The following is an 18,901-nucleotide window of genomic DNA, read 5'->3' on the forward strand; positions in this document are numbered from 1 at the left end:
ATCATGGGAAAGAAAATATTATTAGACAAAATAAATATTCCAGGAATAAAAACCTATGAGGTTTACCGTGAAAATGGCGGATATAAATCAGTGGAAAAAGCATTAACTATGCAACCAGACGATATTACTGAAGAAGTAAAAGCTTCAGGACTTCGTGGTCGTGGTGGTGCCGGTTTCCCAGTAGGAATGAAATGGAGTTTTATCGATAAGAAATCTGGAAAACCGCGTCATTTAGTTTGTAATGCAGACGAATCTGAACCGGGTACTTTCAAAGACCGATATTTAATGGAATTTATTCCTCACCTTTTAATTGAAGGAATGATTACTTCAAGTTTCGCACTTGGCGCTAATCTTTCTTACATATATATTAGAGGTGAATATATGTGGGTTTACAAAATTTTAGAAAAAGCCATTAAAGAAGCTTATGCTGCTGGTTGGTTAGGAAAAAATATTAAAGGTTCTGGTTTCGATTTAGATTTATACGTTCATGTTGGTGCAGGAGCTTATATCTGTGGAGAAGAAACTGCTTTAATTGAATCTTTAGAAGGTAAAAGAGGAAATCCTCGTATCAAACCACCGTTTCCTGCAATTTCAGGATTATGGGCTAACCCAACTGTGGTAAATAATGTAGAATCAATTGCTGCTGTGCCTTGGATTGTAATGAATTCTGGTGCCGAATATGCAAAAATTGGTTTAGAAAGATCTACAGGCACCAAATTAATTTCTGCTTCTGGACATATTAAAAATCCAGGTGTGTACGAAATTGAAATGGGAATTACAGTAGAAGAATTTATGACTTCTGACGAATACTGTGGCGGTATGATTGACGACAGACCTTTAAAGGCTTTAGTTCCTGGAGGTTCATCTGTGCCAATTTTACCAGCACATTTAATATACAAAACTGCTGCTGGAACTGATAGATTGATGACTTACGAATCATTATCAGATGGAGGTTTCGCAACAGGTTCGATGTTAGGTTCTGGAGGTTTCATCGTTTATAATGATACATCTTGTATTGTTAGAAACACTTGGAATTTCTCACGTTTCTACCACCATGAAAGTTGCGGACAATGTACTCCATGTCGTGAAGGAACTGGTTGGTTAGAAAAAATCTTATGGAGAATTGAAAACGGTCAAGGTCGTGAAGAAGATATCGACTTATTATGGAACATTCAATCTAAAATTGAAGGAAACACTATTTGCCCGTTAGGTGATGCTGCTTCTTGGCCAGTAGCTGCTGCTATTCGTCACTTCAGAGAAGAATTTGAATACCACGTAAGATTCCCAGAAAAAATTAAAGATAGAAACCATTTTGTTGCTGAACCTTTTTCGAAAGTGCAACACTTAGTAAGCAAACAAACTGTTTAAATAGAAATATTACATAAAAAGATTCCCTAAAGAATCAAACTAAATAAAAAAATGAAAGTAACCATAGACGGACAAAGCGTTGAAGTAGAACCAGGAACAACAATCCTGCAAGCTGCGCGTATGATTGGAGGAGATTTAGTGCCACCAGCCATGTGTTATTATTCTAAATTAAAAGGAAGCGGTGGAAAATGTCGTTGCTGTTTAGTCGAAGTGGCTAAAGGTAGCGAAGCCGATCCAAGACCAATGCCAAAATTAATGGCTTCATGCGTTACAGGATGTATGGATGGTATGGAAGTGAATAGTAAAAATTCTGATAGAGTAACTGAAGCAAGAAAATCAGTAACAGAATTTTTATTAATCAACCACCCTTTAGATTGTCCAGTTTGTGATCAAGCCGGAGAATGTGATTTACAAAATTTAAGTTTCGAACACGGAAAATCAGAAACACGTTTCATTGAAGAAAAAAGAACTTTCGAACCAGAAAATATTGGAGACAAAATTCAATTACATATGAACCGTTGTATTTTATGTCAACGTTGTACTACTTTAGCTGACCAATTAACAGATAAAAGAGTTCACGGAGTTTTAAACCGTGGAGATCATGCGCAAATTTCAACTTGTGTTTCTGCAGCAATTGACAATGAATTTTCTGGAAATATGATTGATGTTTGTCCAGTTGGAGCTTTAACAGACAAAACTTTCCGTTTCAAAAGTAGAGTTTGGTTTAACAAACCTTTCAATGCTCATAGAGAATGTACAACTTGTTGTGGAAAAACTACTGTTTGGATGTTTGGAAACGAAATTCAAAGAGTTACTGGTAGAAAAGATCAATATGGTGAAGTAGAAGAATTCATTTGCAATACCTGTCGTTTCGATAAAAAAGAAGTGTCAGATTGGACAATTGAAGGTCCGAAAAAATTCGATAAAGATTCGGTTATCAACCAAAATAATTACACTCGTACTTTAGAGAAAGTAATTATCGATACAGAGAAAAACATACTTTTAGGTCGTGATGAAGATCGTGTGAAAATTAGTATGTCAGGTGTTCCATTAAAAAATTCTGAAAAATAATGGATAGTGCATTTATCATAGAAAAAAGCGTTGTAATTGTTGCTGTTTTTGCATTAACAATGTTTATGGCCATGTATTCTACTTGGGCTGAACGTAAAGTTGCCGCATTTTTACAAGACCGTGTTGGACCAAACCGTGCAGGTTGGGGTGGATTATTACAACCACTTGCCGATGGAGCCAAATTATTTACAAAAGAAGAATTTTTCCCAAATACACCAAATAGATTTCTATTTATTTTAGGTCCAGCCATTGCCATGAGTACCGCATTAATTACGAGTGCTGTTATTCCGTGGGGAGATAAAATTCACGTTTTCGGAAGAGATGTAGTCCTTCAAGCAACAGATATTGATGTATCAATTTTGTATGTTTTTGGCGTATTATCAATTGGAGTTTACGGAATTATGATTGGTGCTTGGGCATCAAACAACAAATATTCATTAATGTCTGCCGTTCGTGCTTCTTCTCAAATGATTTCTTATGAAGTTGCGATGGGATTAGCAATCATTTCAATCTTAATGATGTCGGGTTCTTTATCTTTAAAAGATATTACAGAAATGCAAACAACTGGTGGTTGGAATGTTTTATATCAACCATTAGCTTTTATAATTTTCTTAATTTGTTCGTTTGCAGAAACAAATAGAACACCCTTCGATTTAGCAGAATGTGAATCAGAATTAATTGGTGGATATCATACTGAATACTCCTCTATGAAAATGGGATTCTATTTATTTGCTGAATATGCGAATATGTTTATATCTGCAACAATCATTTCAGTTATTTTCTTTGGTGGTTACCACTTCCCTTTTATGGCAGAATGTAAAGAAGCAATTGGAATGAATTTAACAGCATTAATTGGTTTCTTAGCTTTATTTGCAAAAATATGTTTCTTCATCTTTTTCTACATGTGGGTAAGATGGACGATTCCACGTTTCAGATATGATCAATTGATGCATTTAGGTTGGAAAATATTAATTCCGTTAGCTGTTATCAATATTATAGTAACAGGAATTGTAATGGTTTTATTTAATTAATAAGAAAATGTCAGTACAACAAATATCATTATCAGGAAGAAAAATTGAAGTTTCCAACAAGGAAATGACATTTTTAGAACGAATTTACGTTTGGACAATTCTGAAAGGTTTATGGACCACTTTAAAACATTTGTTTAGAAGAAAAGTGACCATTAAATACCCTGAAGAAGTACGTGCAATGAGTCCAATAGCTCGTTTACAACATATGTTAATGCGCGACGACCAAGGAAGAGAAAGATGTACCGCTTGCGGATTATGTGCTTTATCTTGCCCAGCCGAAGCTATTACTATGAAAGCTGGCGAAAGAAAACCAGAAGAAAAACACTTATATAGAGAAGAAAAATACGCAGAGATTTATGAAATAAATATGTTGCGTTGTATTTTCTGTGGTTTATGTGAAGAAGCTTGTCCAAAAGAAGCGATTTACTTAACGACTTCTAAAAAAATTGTGAAATCGGGTTATGAAAGAGATGAATTTATCTACGGGAAAGACAAATTGGTTATGCCTTTAGACATGGCAATTAAAAACACCCAATCTAATACAGCAAATTAATTATGTTAGAAATAGTTTTTTATATATTATCAGCCATCACATTAGGAACTGCTTTTTTAACTGTTATTAGCAAAAACGCAATTCATAGTGCTATTTATTTAGTGATTTGCTTTTTCTCATTAGCAGGTCATTACTTAATGTTCAACGCGCAATTTTTAGCTATCGTTCATATTATTGTTTATGCTGGAGCCATTATGGTATTGTTATTATTTACCTTAATGTTAATGAATTTAGACAAGGAAGACGAGACTTCAAAACCACTATTAGCCAAATTTTCTGCAGTTTTTTCAGCTGGAATTTTAGGTTTAGTATTAATTGCCGCTTTACGTAAAGCACAACCAGAAAACATCGAATATGTAAATTCTGGAGTTGATTATCAATCTATCAAAGTATTAGGGAAAGTTTTATTAAACGAATACCAAGTTCCTTTCGAATTTGCGTCGATATTACTTTTAGTTTCTATGATTGGTGCAGTTTTAATTTCTAAAAAAGAAGAAAAAATATAATTATGAATATTTTAGAACACGTTGGTATTGAAAACTACCTTACGCTTTCAGCTTTGCTGTTTTGTATTGGTGCGTTTGGTCTTTTATACAGAAGAAATGCCATAATCATGTTTATGTCTATTGAAATTATGCTAAATGCCGTAAACTTACTTTTAGTTGCTTTTTCTTCTTATCATGAAGATCCATCAGGGCAAGTTTTTGTTTTTTTTACAATGGCAGTTGCCGCTGCAGAAGTTGCAGTAGGTTTAGCCATATTAGTTTCGGTATTTAGAAATATTGGAAATATTGACATCGATAATTTAAAAAATCTAAAAGGATAATTCTGAAATGAATACTACTATATTACTCTTATTATTTGCGCCACTTGTTGGTTTTTTAACTACGCTTTTCTTCGGGAAAACATTAGGAAAAACAGTTTCTGGTGCAATTGGAACAACTACTGTTGTTTTATCATTTTTATGTACACTTTGTTTATTTTCTCAAGTTAACGCTGACGGAAAAGCGATTACTTTTCATTTAGCTGATTGGTTTTCAATTGGAAGTATTAAAGTAAACTTCTCATTCTTATTCGATCAATTATCAGTTTTATGGTTATTGTTCGTAACAGGAATTGGATCTTTAATTCACTTATACTCTATCAGCTATATGCATGAAGACGAAAATATGCACAAATTTTTCTCTTATTTAAATTTGTTCGTATTCTTCATGATTACTTTAGTTGCTGGAAGTAACCTATTAATTATGTTCATTGGTTGGGAAGGCGTTGGATTATGTTCTTACTTATTAATCGGATTTTGGTATAAAAACCAAGACTATAATGATGCAGCGAAAAAAGCTTTCATTATGAACCGTATTGGAGATTTAGGTTTCTTAATTGGAATTTTCATCTTAGGTCATTTATTTGGTACTTTAGATTTCTTAGAAATAAAAGCGTTATTAGGAAAAGATGTGATCTCTCCTAGCCTATTATCAATCGCAGCTTTATGTTTATTCATTGGAGCTTGTGGTAAATCGGCACAATTACCTTTAGCAACTTGGCTACCAGACGCAATGGCTGGACCAACACCTGTTTCTGCATTAATTCACGCAGCAACGATGGTAACAGCTGGTATTTTTATGGTAACAAGAATGAATTTCTTATTCGACTTAACACCAGAAATTCAAAACGTAATTGCTATTGTTGGTGCTATCACTGCAATTGTAGCGGCATCAATTGGTTTAGTTCAAAACGATATTAAAAAAGTATTAGCTTATTCTACAGTTTCGCAATTAGGATTAATGTTTTTAGCATTAGGTTTAGGTGCGTATGAAGTAGCGGTTTTCCACGTAATTACTCACGCTTTCTTTAAAGCATGTTTATTCTTAGGTTCAGGTTCTGTAATTCATGCGTTACATGGAGAACAAGACATGAGAAATATGGGTGGTTTAAGAAAAGTGATGCCAATTACTTTCTGGACGATGATGATTTCTACATTAGCGATTTCAGGAATTTTCCCATTCTCTGGATTCTGGTCTAAAGACGAAATTTTAATGACAGCTTTCCACGGAAATATTCCTTTATGGATTATCGGCTCGATTGCTTCTATTATGACAGCATTTTACATGTTCCGTTTGATGTATTTAACTTTCTTCAACGACTTTAGAGGAACAGAAGAACAAAAACATCATTTACATGAAAGTCCAGCTTTAATCACTATTCCATTAGTAATTTTAGCAACATTAGCTGCAATTGGTGGAGCAATTAGCTTACCAGGAAACAGTTGGTTAAATCATTATTTAGCTCCATTATTTGCTCATAAAGCTCATGGAGAACACCATTTAGACGGTCAAGCCTATATGTTAATGGCAATTGCAACAGTTGGAGCTTTAGTCGGAATTGGTATTGCATATTCAAAGTATCTTAAGAAAAAAGAAATTCCAGTTGCAGATTCAGAAATACAAGGCGTTCACAAAGTTTTATCTAACAAATATTATTTAGATGAAATTTATATGGCAACAATTGTGAAACCAATCTATATGATTTCAAGTTTTGCTAAAAAATATGTGGAGAAATTCATTTCAAAAGCAGTTATTGGTTTAGGTGGTGCAACTTATGCATTATCTATAAAAGGGAAGAAAATTCAAAATGGTAATATTGGTGTGTATTTATTCGCATTCATATTCGGAATGGTTGGGTTTTTAGTTTATGTATTTATAATTCGAGATTTAAAATAATGGACATTAGTATCGTTTTAATTGTATTATTAGTTGGCGCTTTAGTCACCTATTTATCTGGAAACAAGTTCGCTTCTAAAATAGCTTTAGTTTCAAGTATTGCTGCTTTCGGAGCAACAGCATTGGCTTTAAACGCATATCAAGCTGGCGAAAATTTAGATGTAAATTTACCTTGGATTACTCAACTAAACATAAACTTCGCATTACATGTTGATGGTTTATCTTTAGTGATGTTATTATTAACAACAGGATTGTTACCATTAATTATTTTATCTGGATTTATTACAAAATTTGAAAATTCAAAATCGATTTATGCGTTAATGTTGTTCATGGGATTTGCTATGGCAGGAACATTCTTAGCATCTGACGGATTTTTATATTATATCTTCTGGGAAATTGCTTTAATTCCGATTTATTTCATTGCCTTAAATTGGGGTAACGGAGATTTAGAAGAACGTAAAAAAGCGATTTTAAAATTCTTCATTTATACGTTTGCAGGTTCGTTATTTATGCTTTTAGCATTCATTTACTTGTACACGAAAGGTGGAAGTTTTGACATCAACAAATTATATGCTTTACAATTAACAACTACGGAAAAAACATATATTTTCTTCGCGTTCTTTTTAGCGTATGCAATTAAAATTCCATTAATTCCATTCCATACTTGGCAGGCAAACACCTATAGCAAAGCACCAGCAGTTGGTACAATGTTATTATCTGGAATTATGCTAAAAATGGGATTATACAGTGTTTTAAGATGGCAATTACCGTTATCTGATGAAGTGGCTAAAGCTCATATTCCAGTTATCGTGGGATTATCAATTGCTGGAATTATCTATGGTGCGATTGTTACTTTAAAACAAAAAGACATCAAAAAATTCTTAGCGTATTCTTCTTTATCTCACGTTGGATTAATTGCTGCTGGTTTATATTCTTTAACTATTGAAGGATTTCAAGGTGCGGTTTTACAAATGCTTTCACACGGAATTGTAATTGTTGGATTATTTTACATCGTAGAATTAATTTACAGCAGATACAACACGTACGAAATCAAAGAAATGGGTGGAATCAGAATTCAAGACACATATTTCGCATCATTATTTATGATCATTATGTTAGCTTCTGTGGCTTTACCAACTACTTTCAACTTTATTGGTGAATTCAATTTACTATATAGTTTATTCAAAGTAAACATTTGGTATGCTGTAATTGCAGGAACAACTATCATTTTAGGAGCGTTTTATATGTTACGCATGTTCCAAAAAGTTATGTTAGGTTCACAAACAAAAACGTTTCATAAAATATCAAAACAAGAAAGTATTGTTTTAGTAATTGTAGTAGGTTTAACTATTTTCTTCGGATTATTTCCACAACCAATTATCGATTTAATTACGCCAAGTTTACAATCAATTTTAACACAAATTAAATAATAATCATCATAAAATGACTACATTAATTGCTATAATAGGAATCGGAATATTTTGTTTATTAGCAGAAATAATGAATCTAAAAAAGATTATTATTCCTGTGTCAATTGTGTCATTGATGGCATTATTTGGTTTAAACATTACTGGTCAATTACCTGAAATTACAGGATTTGAATCAATGATTGAGGTGAATAAATTCTCAGTTGCTTTTTCAAGTTTATTTATATTATTAACGGCACTTTTAATTTTATTAAGCGCGCCGAGTTACACTAAAAGTTCAAAATTATCCGACTTTATTTCTATAAAAATATTTATGCTTTCTGGAGCTGTTGCTATGGTAAGCTTTAGTAATATGGCGATGTTCTTTTTAGGTATCGAAGTGCTATCTATTGGTTTATACGTTTTAGCAGGAAGCGATAGATTAAACATTAAAAGTAATGAAGCTGGAATGAAATATTTCCTAATGGGTTCATTCGCATCTGGAATTTTATTATTCGGAATTACGATGTTATACGGAGCAACTGGAACTTTTGATGTTGGAACTTTATACGAAGCGTCTATTTCTGCAAGTACAGAATTTTGGTTTTACATTGGTGTTATTTTAGTGACTATTGGAATGTTATTTAAAGTAGCAGCTACTCCAATGCACTTTTGGGCTCCAGATGTTTACGAAGGTGCTCCAACTCAAGTAACGGCTATCATGAGTACGTTAGCAAAGGTTGCTGCAATGGCTTCTTTCTTCAAATTGATTACGATTTTAAACAGTCAAATGTTATATAGTTATACACAAGTAATTGTGGTTGTTGTTATTGCAACGATGTTATTTGGTAACGTAATGGCATTGCGTCAGAAAAAAATCAAACGTGTTATCGCATATTCTGGTATTTCTCACACTGGATTTATGTTAATGACGCTTTTAAATATTAATGCTGCAGAAAACAATTTATTATTTTACGCTACTTCTTATGCAATTGCAGGTTTAGCAGCGTTTTCAGTGATTTTATTTGTAGTTAAAAACGAAGACAACGATTTTATTGATAACTTCAATGGTTTAGGCAAAAAACATCCTTTAATGGCATTCGTAATGACAATAGCATTATTGTCTATGGCAGGTATTCCAATTTTAGCTGGTTTCTTTGCAAAATTCTTCTTATTGAATCAAATTATTTCAGGTGGATTTATTGGTTTAGCGATTGTAGCGATTATCAACTCAATGATTGCCGTATTTTATTACTTCAAAGTTGTGGTGGCGATGTACACAAAAGAACCAACTTACGGTAAAGAATATGCTAACCATTCTGAATATTATATTGTTGGAATTGTAGCAACTGTATTATTAGTACTTATTGGTTTATTTCCAGATGCAATTATGAATTTGTTATAAGAACAAAATAAGATATATTGAAAATCCCAACTTTTAGAAATTAGAAGTTGGGATTTTTTTTTGGTGAATGGTTTTGGGTGAATGGTGAATGGTGACAAACGTTGTGTGTACTAATTTTACCGCAATCTTGTCACCCTGAAAGGGTTTAACGCTAACTATATAAAACCAAAAATCCCAACTTGAAAACAGGTTGGGATTTTTCTTTTAAAGATTGCTTGTTTCGATTTGGAACATGCTTTGTTCGATTTGGAAGACGCTTACTTCGATCGCGCTAAAGCTTTGTTCGATTTGGAACATCCTTTATTCGATTGAGAAGATGCTTACTTCGATCGCGCTAAGGCTTTGCTCGATTTGGAACATCCTTTGTTCGATTGAGAAGATGCTTACTTCGATCGTGCTAAGGCTTTGTTCGATTTGGAACATCCTTTGTCCGATTGAGAAGATGCTTACTTCGATTTAGCCATCAGTTCAACTATTGTTTTTTAAATTTTATTTTTGAAATGGCTTTATATTGTGCTGAATTCGCATCTAAAATAGTATAAAGATAATCTTTCGCTTTATTGGCAAGGTCAACCAAATTATCATCAGAAATATATAAAGTATTATTTCTTGAACTTCGAGCATTATTTAGAGGAATATAAGCATCCAAAACATCTTGCGTTTTTTGAAGCATTGCAGTTTTTTTTGCCAGGTAAGTTTCAATTTTATATTCAGTTTCATTTGGACCGTAATTAGGTGTGTTTTGTAATAATGAAATTAGCACATCCATATTATTAGTACGTTGGTCATAACTCATTTGTGATGTAGAGTGAGATAGTTGTTCCTCTTCTGGATTAGATGATGTTGTTAGTTTAGTTTTTTTAACCCCCTTTAGTTTTCTAACAATAGTCATAAAATCTTCTAACTGTGGTTGCGAAACTCCTTCTGTAGCTTTATAAGCTTTTCTAAGTTTTGTGAGATCTGAATTTAAAGGTTTAAAAATTAGTTCTCTTTCGTCTACAGCGATGGAATAAGGTGCTACTAAATTGTTTACATTTTCTTGTTGTGTAACTGCTGAAGTGTATAAATTTTGCAAATTTGCTAAAGCTAATTTTGGGTTGCTTGGATTGTAAATTGCTCCTAATGCTGCGATGTTCGTGTTTAATACATTAAGATTTGCGATGTTTTTTGCGTGACCTACTTCTGATGTTGATGCCATAGTTTTTTTTTGTTTTTTGTTAAATGTTTATATTTTATAGGTTTTTTACTACTTTTTATAGCAGCGCGCAAAAATATAAGGTTGTGGAGAAGTATTGTACGGATTTACCGTAATTAAAGTTAAAGTTTTGGTTATAGGATGTGCAGCGATGATGTTTTGATGGGCACACAGATTTGAAGGATTTGAAAGGATTGACTTTAATTGGTGATGTGGATTGCTTGAGATGCTTTAACTTCGTTGAATCTTCGATTTCAGCATGACAAAATTGTGGGTAAGTTTGGTTTTAAATTTAATTGAAAACAAACTAAAAAAACACCCCACCCTACGGGCACCCCACTAAAAAAGGGGAATAAAACCAAAATCCCAACCTGTTTTCAAGTTGGGATTTTTTGTTTTATAGCATTAATCTATGATTATTTAATACTTACATTTTGACTAATGTTTCCATTAGTAGTTTCAATTTTCACGATGTAAATTCCTGTTGCATTTGCATTCATTGGAATTTGAATATTGGCTTGAGTTTCATTTCTAACATCCCAAGTATTAATCAATTGTCCAACTAAATTATACAAATACACTTGATTAATTGTGGTGTTTTTATCATCGTTTGTAATTTGTAACACTTGATTTGTATTTTCGTATTTTATATCAATTGTTTCATTGATACTTGCTGCATCAGAATTAGTTTTACTTCCATTGGCAACATTAGAGTTTCTTTTAGTAAAAGTTAAAAAGAATCTATTATTATGAACTCCAACATCTAATTTCACTTTGAAAGCTTGATTTTTAATATTATGATATAAACCAGTACTACTGTCAAAAATGTATATTTTTCTATTGGCATCAAAATTTTCAATGTCATCTAATACAATTTCAACCATACCTATTTGGTTTGTTTTAATACTTATTGGGTACATTTTGTTTTCATTGAAAAAACCAACACCTTGAATAATTAAATTGGTATTTTCACTTCTAAAATACATATCATTTGGCTGGTCATCTAAATGAACCCCATCATAACCAGGATTGTAACCATCAGAAGCAAACTCATTCATAAATCCTAATAATATTTGTCTGTGGAAATTATTAACTGAATTAAACCCTAAACGAATTTTAGCAAATTGATTTAATGTATAAGAATCATTTGCATTTTTTACAGCATTCGGATTTGCAGATGCATTTTGATTACTACTTTTAAAAATTTCAAAAGAAGATGGATCATTTTCTTTTACAAATATTCTTTGAGAATTATTAAATGTAATGTTACCCCCTGAAGCACTTCCGAAAACGAAGAATGCTTGTCCAACTGGAATAAAACGTTGTGCAACTTTAGTATTTCCACCTAAACCAGCAATTCCAGGAGGTGCGATTGGCGGAGTACCACCCACTTTTGTATACGCTGCATAACCACCTTGATAAGCTTGTAAAATATGCGTATTATTTAATACAGATTGTTCCCAGAAATATAATGTTCCGTTAGTTGCACCCGATGGCCCTGCTAAAGAACTTACATTATCATCAATAAATTTATCTGCATCAATTGCTGAAGAATATGGGTTTCCACTTAAATTTAAATTATTTGCAGAAATTGGATTCGTAATCGTTCCGTTATATGGTTTTCCAACGAATGTATAATTTTGTCTTGGAGTTGCTGCTCCGCTACCTTTCATGGTGTATCCTTGAGATGGGCTTAAAGCACTAGTTTCTAATATTTGAGACCAATTTGCATATAATCCTGTAACATTTTGGAATTTCCAAAGCCAATAACGCGCAACGCTAATAGGAACAGTTGGCGCACCATCATATCCAGCAACCCAATTAATAGGAGTTGGACTAGCAGGATTGGTTCCGTCTCTTAATACAGTTGCCAACGTATAATTATTGTTGTTTGTACTTCCATTTATTGGACCAACTGGTGAAGACCAATAGTTGTAGTTATATAAATTAGAAACGCCTTGTTGATCTCTTTCAATCCAACCATCACTAGATGGTTCTAAATCACTTTGTGTAGTTTGTACCAATTGAGAACGTCCAACTAAATCAAGAGCACCATCTAATAATAAATACCAATCGTTTTGTAATTTATTATCGTTAGTCATGTTAATAGTTGCTCCTGTATTTAGAATTAAACCTAAATCTGTAGAATTTGAAGTTTCAGTAATATTATGGCTAACATCTACAATTGACCAATCGTAATCCATAATATCTAATCCTCTAATTTCTTTTGTAGGACTATTTACAGCTGTAGCAAAATCACCATTTCTTTCCGTTAAGAAAGGCATTGGAGCTTGTTGCACATTAATCACTTTATGGTTAAATATTTTTGTACCCACTAAATCAATAGCTGGCGTAGATAGATCATCAATAATATCATCTTTGTATGCATCCATTCTGTAGTATCTTACTAAGTTAGCGAATGGTAATGTTCCCACATCTTTAGGAACTACTTCACCTCTAACTTCAGTGCCATTATTTCTAACTTCTTGGTACACCATTCTTTGTAATTGAGCATCTGTTAATCCGATATTGAATACACGAACCTCATCCATTTTTCCTCTAAAATAATTGGTGTTACTAGTAGGGTTTTTTCCTAAAGTTAATAAAGAAGCATCTGCAGCAATATTACCCGCTAAAGCTTGAGAAGCTACTTGTAATCCGTTTAGATATAATCTTATACTTCCACCTGAATAAATGGCAGCTACATGAAACCATTGATTGGTATTTAATGCCGTATTGAATGTAATTGTAGTTCCATTTACTGTAGCTTGTAATCTTCTAAGACTAGAAACTTTCAATTGGAAATTATTTTGTCCGGCAATGAATCCATCCGCACTATATCCGTTAGCTAAATTTACCCAAGACATTAAAGTTGCTGAAGGTAAACCTCCTAAAATGGCAGTACTTTGTGCGTAATCATTTCTTCCATCAAACTCTAATAATAATTTTCTATTCAAATCTCTTGGAGAACCAAAATAAGCTGTATTGGTATCAAATGCATCTAAAATTCCGTCTTTATCAATATCTGTGTTTCCATCAATAATTCCATCATTATTTCCATCTAAAGAAGCATAAAGTGTATTGGAAATATCAAAAGTAATTCCATTACTCATTACATCTAAATAATTTGGTAATAAATCTAAATCAATGTCTAAAATATAGTCTAAAAATGGTGCGACATTTAAACCTTGATCTAAGTTTCCATAAATATTTAACCCATAATCGTATGCATCTAAGATTCCATCTCCGTAGCCTTCAACAACACCATCACCATTAGTGTCTTTACTTCTAAAAGTTTCAGAATCAATTCCGTCTCCTCTTCCATCACCAGTGATATCTCCATCACCATTAACAAAACCTGGGATCGCATTGATATTTCCTGCACCAGATTCGTCCACATCAAAAACAGCATCATTATCAGAATCTAAATCCATATAGTTTGGAGCACCATCACCATCAAAATCTGGCGCTGATAACAATCCTTCTGCAGCATCATGTAAACCATTACTGTTTAAATCAAGCCAAGCCACATCCATTTTTCCTTTACCATTACTTAAAGCGCCTAAGCCTACTTCAATAATATCTTCTAAACCATCGTTATCAGAATCTAAATCGAAAACATCGGCAACACCATCACGATCTAAATCGCATAAAGCTTGAGTAATTAAAATATCATCTAAAGCTAAGTCGTTTCCTAAACCACCTGTTTCGTTATTGATAAAAATAACATTGAAAGCATCCACATTTAAGTTTAAACTTGCTGTAAACTGCACCCAATCTCCAGCTAAATTCCCAGCAGTTGTTGGTGCAATATTACCTGTACTAATTGCAGTTAAAAGATTATTACTTGTATCTCTGAACTCCACTCTTACATTTGGACGTAATCTGGTTGCAATACCTGGAGCATCTGTTCTATCAATATTTAACACCCAAAAACTATACGTAATTGGAATATTTGGTAAAGCACCAGTTATAGAAGCGGTATAGAAAATTCCAGGAGTATAAGAAGCATTAAAAATAGCCATTCTTCCATTTGGATCACCAGTATGATCACCACCCATGTGCCAATAAGCCGCTGCCCAAGAAGCAATTTGCGGTGTTGAATATACAGCATATTCTCCGTCATTTAAATCCACAGAACTTAAAGTTGGACAAGCAGCAGTATTAGGAGCACCTACTCCATTTTCATAACAGTAAGTAGTAATTGCATTATAAGTTGTATTAATAGTGGTTCTTGGTCCTGCTCCAAAACTTTCATTTAAAAATTTATAATTTACTTTAGGACCGTTGGCATTATTACAGTTTGTCTCTTCTATAACATCACGAATCCCATCATTATCATCATCAATATCCACATTATCATAAACTCCATCTCCATCACTATCAAAAAATGTTTGAATACAAGCACCTATTAAATTATAATTGTATGGATTTTCATTGGAGTCATCATTTGCAATTGAAATTGTAGCAGTTTTTGTACCAATTGCTGTTGGATTAAATGTTACCACAAAAGAAGTGCTTCCGCCTGGCAAAACTATTGCAACTGGCGGAGTAGTAACAGAAAAATCTGCAGCATTTGCTCCAGAAAACGTAATCAGACCTAAATTTAAATTCACATTACCCGTGTTATATACAAAATAAGTTCTAGTTACGCCTATTCCAACAGATGTAGTCCCGAAATCTGTAAAATCTATGATTGATGGCGTAATATCTCCATCAACTATAGAATTTCCACTTCCTTGAACATCCATTTCTGGTTGCGAAACTGCATTACCTCTAATCGCGTATACATACGTTAAAGTTCCCGCATTATTTGTATATCTAACTGTGATTGTTGCATTTTTAATTCCAACTAAGCCCGTTGGAGTAAATCGGATTACTAAATTTGGAGAAAAAACGGTTCCTCCACCATTTAACATATCTCCAGGGTTTGGTCCTGAAACAATAGAAAATTGAGCGGCACCCGTTCCTGTTATTGTCACTGAAGGATTTGAAAAAGTAATTCTTCGCGAACTATTTGAGCCTCCAGTACCTGTATTTGTTAATACAAATGTATTATCTTGTGTGGAACCAATATTTACATTTCCGAAATCTGTAAAATCAGGTAAACTTGGTGTAATGTCTCCATTTGCAATTGTTGTCCCGTTACCAGAGATAACTAAATTTGCATTTTGAGAGAAACTTGCCGTAGCAAATAATAAGAAAACTAAGGTTGGGGTAAGTAATCTTTTAAATAGAGTAATTTTTTTATCCATATCCATGAGGAGTTAAAGGTTAAACTTAAGTCAAGCATTTTGGAGTTGTTTTAATATTAATAAATTGGTTATTTTTTGTTAAATTTAGTTTAAATATATCTAATTATTATGTTAAAAGTATAAATTATATTCTAACAAAAAAAGCTAATTATGTTAAATAATCAACATTTGAGTGTATTTATTATATATTTAACAATTGACGTTGTTTTTGTTATTTTTTTCGCAAATAAAAACTTACGATTAAAATTTATCGATTATTTGTTAGACAAAATCGACATAAAACACTTAACAATTTGATAAAATTAAAAGAAAGAGGTTTTTGTAAGAAATAGATTCTTAACGTAGAAAAGTTTAAAAAAAGAAAAATTTAAAGCGTATAAAAACTACAATTCAACTAAAATACTAACTGCATTTCCGCCAAATCCGACTGCATTTACAAGTATTTTTTTAAGATTTTTAGAATTGGTATTTTTGTAAAATGGAGACGCCACAAAATGTTGTTTTTGTAACATTAAAATCGCAAATTCAATGCTTAACAAACCAGAAGTTGCAAAAGTATGTCCTACTTTCCATTTGTTAGAAGTTAACATCGGTAAATTATTCCCAAAAATGACTTTTATCGCTTCAAATTCGGTGCTATCACCTTGAATTGTACCAGGCGCATGCATAACAATCGCATCAATATCTTCTAAACTATTAGAACCAATAGCCATTTTCATAGATTTTTGAAAACATTTCGCATCTGAAGAAATAGAAGTACTGCTTGATAACACTTCCGTAGCATAACCAATACCAGTAATTTTAGCAATGGCATTTTCAGAAGAAAGTGATAATGACAAACAAGAAGCCGCTTCACCTAAAACCATAGAGTTTAGTGTTTTTTCAAAATCTAAACATCTGTTCGGATACATTTCCTCAGGTTCATTTTCATTAGGTGATTTCGCATACACCTTTAAAGCAGATAATTGACTTAATGTAAATGGTGTTAATGGTGCTTCACTTGCACCCACTAAAAATTGATTGGACATTCCAGATTGTAACCAAGCAATTCCGTTTAGTAAAGCATGTAAACCTGTTGAACATGTTATAGAATGCGAAATTTCTGGACCATCTGTTTGTAAATCGTGAGAAACCCAACTCGAAATGTTTCCTAAAGTTGTAGATGGCGAAGTAAATGTAGAAACAAAACCATCACTGATAAAGTCTGAATGGTGTTTTTCAAATAAAGTTGTAGCACCACGAGATGAACCAAAATTAATTCCAATGTTTTTATCAGAAAAATGACTGTTCTCAAAACATTTTCGGGCAACTAAAATGGCCATAACTACCGACTTATCTAAATGTTTGTATTTGGAGTCGGAAGTCATTATATCTTGTAAAAATTGCTCAGATTCCTCTGAAAATTTAGAAACCCAATAGTGTTTCTGATTTGCATCTACCTTTTGAAATAACGAATTTTCATGTAAATAATTAGTCCAAATTTCAGCCATAGAAGTCCCTAAAGCAGAAATAGAAGCAATTGAATTTATAAAAACTGGTTGTTTTAACATGGAATTTCGTTTAAAGCTTGTTCAATTACCGAATAAACTTGTTTCAAACTTTCTTCGGAAATAATATAAGAAGGTAAAATATAAATGATATTACCAACTGGGCGCAAAATTACACCTTTATCTATAAAATAATTGTAAAACTGATTACGTAAATTACTATAATAGCCTTGTTTTTCTGAAACTTCAACTTCTAAAGCGAAAATAACTCCTAAAACTCTTGTGGTTTTTACTTTTGGATGATTCGAAATATGTTTTTCAAATTGAAGATGCGAAGCATTAATCTTACCTATATTTTCGAAAATTTCCGGATTTTTCAATAACGAAATACTAGCCAAAGCCGCCGCACAACCTGTTGGATTTGCAGTAAATGTATGCCCGTGAAACAACGCATGATTGACATTATCACTCACAAAACCATCAAAAATTTCTTGTGTAAAAGTCGTAATCGCCATTGGAATAGTTCCGCCAGTTAGCGCTTTAGACAAACACATCATATCAGGTTGATTTTTCAAATAATCACAAGCGAATAGTTTACCTGTTTTTCCGAAACCTGTCATCACTTCATCAGCAATGGTAAAAACATCATTTTGTTTACAAATGGAAATGAGTTCGTCTAATTCTGAAGCATCATACATGACCATTCCGGCTGCGCCTAATACCAAAGGTTCAAAAATAAAAGCTGCGACTTTATTTTCAGAAATGGCTTTTTCTAAAGCTAATTTTGATTTTTCTTCGTTACCTTTTGTGGGAACTGGAATTCGGATTACATTAATCAAGGCATCTTGGAAAGCTTCAGTAAATAGTCCAATTCCACTAACTGCCATCGCTCCGAAAGTATCGCCGTGAAAGGCATCTTCAAAAGCAATAATGGTATTTTTTTTTACTTCTTTATTATAATGATATTGAAAAGAAGCTTTAATTGCCACTTCTACCGCAGTAGAACCATTATCAGAATAGAAAAACTTTCTTTGATTGGATGGTAAAATCTCAACTAATTTCTCAGCCAATTCCACCACAACATTATGCGTGAAACCGCCAAATAAAACATGCTCTAAAGTGGTAAGTTGTTTGTAAATCGCATCGGCAATAAACGTGTTACTATGTCCGAATGGATTCACCCACCAAGACGCAATACCATCAATATATTTTTTACCGTTTTCATCCCATAAAAATTCGTCTTTACCTTTTACGATGGCTGGAAAATGCGAATATATTTTATGTTGAGTATAAGGATGCCAGTTGTATAAACTATCTTTTTCTGAAATTGTCATTATAATTACGACTAATAATTAGGTTTAGTCAACACTGCAAAGGTATTAAAGTCTAATGTCTTTTTTTAATTTCTAA

Annotated in this window: 13 protein-coding genes; 9 read left to right on the top strand and 4 right to left on the bottom strand. The window is 32.8% G+C overall.

Annotated features, from left to right (window positions below; all coding sequences use genetic code 11):
- Positions 1-3 precede the first annotated feature (3 nt).
- Genes nuoF through BMX42_RS06005 form a run of 9 tightly spaced genes read left to right on the top strand, consistent with a single transcriptional unit; the run spans position 4 to position 9,554 of the window.
- Complete coding sequence (nuoF, locus tag BMX42_RS05965) at positions 4-1,368, top strand: NADH-quinone oxidoreductase subunit NuoF (RefSeq protein ID WP_091310388.1); 1,365 nt, start codon at positions 4-6, stop codon at positions 1,366-1,368.
- Between the two features lie 51 nt (positions 1,369-1,419).
- Positions 1,420-2,439, top strand: coding sequence for an NADH-quinone oxidoreductase subunit G (locus tag BMX42_RS05970; RefSeq protein ID WP_091310390.1), 1,020 nt, complete (start codon positions 1,420-1,422; stop codon positions 2,437-2,439).
- Positions 2,439-3,470 (top strand): NADH-quinone oxidoreductase subunit NuoH, encoded by a 1,032-nt coding sequence (nuoH, locus tag BMX42_RS05975; RefSeq protein WP_091310393.1) that lies wholly within the window; start codon positions 2,439-2,441, stop codon positions 3,468-3,470. The genes BMX42_RS05970 and nuoH overlap by 1 nt, the downstream gene beginning before the upstream one ends.
- A gap of 7 nt (positions 3,471-3,477) precedes the next feature.
- The gene (locus BMX42_RS05980) at positions 3,478-4,023 is read left to right on the top strand and encodes a NuoI/complex I 23 kDa subunit family protein (RefSeq protein WP_091310396.1); all 546 of its coding nucleotides are present in this window, start codon (positions 3,478-3,480) and stop codon (positions 4,021-4,023) included.
- Between the two features lie 2 nt (positions 4,024-4,025).
- Positions 4,026-4,529: an NADH-quinone oxidoreductase subunit J family protein gene (locus BMX42_RS05985; RefSeq protein WP_091310399.1), complete on the top strand. Its 504-nt coding sequence runs from the start codon at positions 4,026-4,028 to the stop codon at positions 4,527-4,529.
- Entirely contained in the window at positions 4,529-4,849 is a 321-nt protein-coding gene (nuoK, locus tag BMX42_RS05990) for an NADH-quinone oxidoreductase subunit NuoK (RefSeq protein WP_091310402.1), read from the top strand. Before BMX42_RS05985 ends, nuoK begins: the two co-directional genes overlap by 1 nt.
- Before the next feature lie 7 nt (positions 4,850-4,856).
- Positions 4,857-6,743, top strand: coding sequence for an NADH-quinone oxidoreductase subunit L (gene nuoL / locus BMX42_RS05995; protein ID WP_091310405.1), 1,887 nt, complete (start codon positions 4,857-4,859; stop codon positions 6,741-6,743).
- Positions 6,743-8,173, top strand: a complete 1,431-nt coding sequence (locus BMX42_RS06000; RefSeq protein ID WP_091310409.1) for a complex I subunit 4 family protein — start codon at positions 6,743-6,745, stop codon at positions 8,171-8,173. Before nuoL ends, BMX42_RS06000 begins: the two co-directional genes overlap by 1 nt.
- A 13-nt stretch (positions 8,174-8,186) precedes the next feature.
- A complete protein-coding gene (locus BMX42_RS06005) occupies positions 8,187-9,554 on the top strand; it encodes an NADH-quinone oxidoreductase subunit N (protein ID WP_091310412.1) in 1,368 nt (455 codons plus the stop codon).
- Positions 9,555-10,026: 472 nt separating this feature from the next.
- Here the strand turns inward: BMX42_RS06005 and BMX42_RS06010 are convergent, their stop codons facing one another.
- The 4 genes from BMX42_RS06010 to bioA form a co-directional block, all read right to left on the bottom strand.
- Positions 10,027-10,752, bottom strand: coding sequence for a hypothetical protein (locus BMX42_RS06010; protein ID WP_091310416.1), 726 nt, complete (start codon positions 10,750-10,752; stop codon positions 10,027-10,029).
- 413 nt (positions 10,753-11,165) lie between these two features.
- Positions 11,166-16,004: a choice-of-anchor D domain-containing protein gene (locus BMX42_RS06015; RefSeq protein WP_177169129.1), complete on the bottom strand. Its 4,839-nt coding sequence runs from the start codon at positions 16,002-16,004 to the stop codon at positions 11,166-11,168.
- A 383-nt stretch (positions 16,005-16,387) separates the two neighbouring features.
- Positions 16,388-17,554 (bottom strand): beta-ketoacyl synthase N-terminal-like domain-containing protein, encoded by a 1,167-nt coding sequence (locus BMX42_RS06020; RefSeq protein WP_091310423.1) that lies wholly within the window; start codon positions 17,552-17,554, stop codon positions 16,388-16,390.
- On the bottom strand, positions 17,548-18,825 hold the full coding sequence (gene bioA / locus BMX42_RS06025) for an adenosylmethionine--8-amino-7-oxononanoate transaminase (protein ID WP_091310427.1): 1,278 nt from the start codon (positions 18,823-18,825) through the stop codon (positions 17,548-17,550). Before bioA ends, BMX42_RS06020 begins: the two co-directional genes overlap by 7 nt.
- Positions 18,826-18,901: the final 76 nt, after the last annotated feature.

Source organism: Flavobacterium terrigena (genome assembly GCF_900108955.1).
GTDB lineage: Bacteria > Bacteroidota > Bacteroidia > Flavobacteriales > Flavobacteriaceae > Flavobacterium > Flavobacterium terrigena.

Coding starts and splice junctions, on each gene's coding strand:
- nuoF (WP_091310388.1), top strand. CDS start 4: ATGGGAAAGAAAATATTATTAGACAAAATAAATATTCCAGGAATAAAA.
- nuoL (WP_091310405.1), top strand. CDS start 4,857: ATGAATACTACTATATTACTCTTATTATTTGCGCCACTTGTTGGTTTT.
- BMX42_RS05970 (WP_091310390.1), top strand. CDS start 1,420: ATGAAAGTAACCATAGACGGACAAAGCGTTGAAGTAGAACCAGGAACA.
- BMX42_RS05980 (WP_091310396.1), top strand. CDS start 3,478: ATGTCAGTACAACAAATATCATTATCAGGAAGAAAAATTGAAGTTTCC.
- BMX42_RS06010 (WP_091310416.1), bottom strand. CDS start 10,752: ATGGCATCAACATCAGAAGTAGGTCACGCAAAAAACATCGCAAATCTT.
- BMX42_RS06005 (WP_091310412.1), top strand. CDS start 8,187: ATGACTACATTAATTGCTATAATAGGAATCGGAATATTTTGTTTATTA.
- BMX42_RS06020 (WP_091310423.1), bottom strand. CDS start 17,554: ATGTTAAAACAACCAGTTTTTATAAATTCAATTGCTTCTATTTCTGCT.
- BMX42_RS06015 (WP_177169129.1), bottom strand. CDS start 16,004: ATGGATAAAAAAATTACTCTATTTAAAAGATTACTTACCCCAACCTTA.
- bioA (WP_091310427.1), bottom strand. CDS start 18,825: ATGACAATTTCAGAAAAAGATAGTTTATACAACTGGCATCCTTATACT.
- BMX42_RS05985 (WP_091310399.1), top strand. CDS start 4,026: ATGTTAGAAATAGTTTTTTATATATTATCAGCCATCACATTAGGAACT.
- BMX42_RS06000 (WP_091310409.1), top strand. CDS start 6,743: ATGGACATTAGTATCGTTTTAATTGTATTATTAGTTGGCGCTTTAGTC.
- nuoH (WP_091310393.1), top strand. CDS start 2,439: ATGGATAGTGCATTTATCATAGAAAAAAGCGTTGTAATTGTTGCTGTT.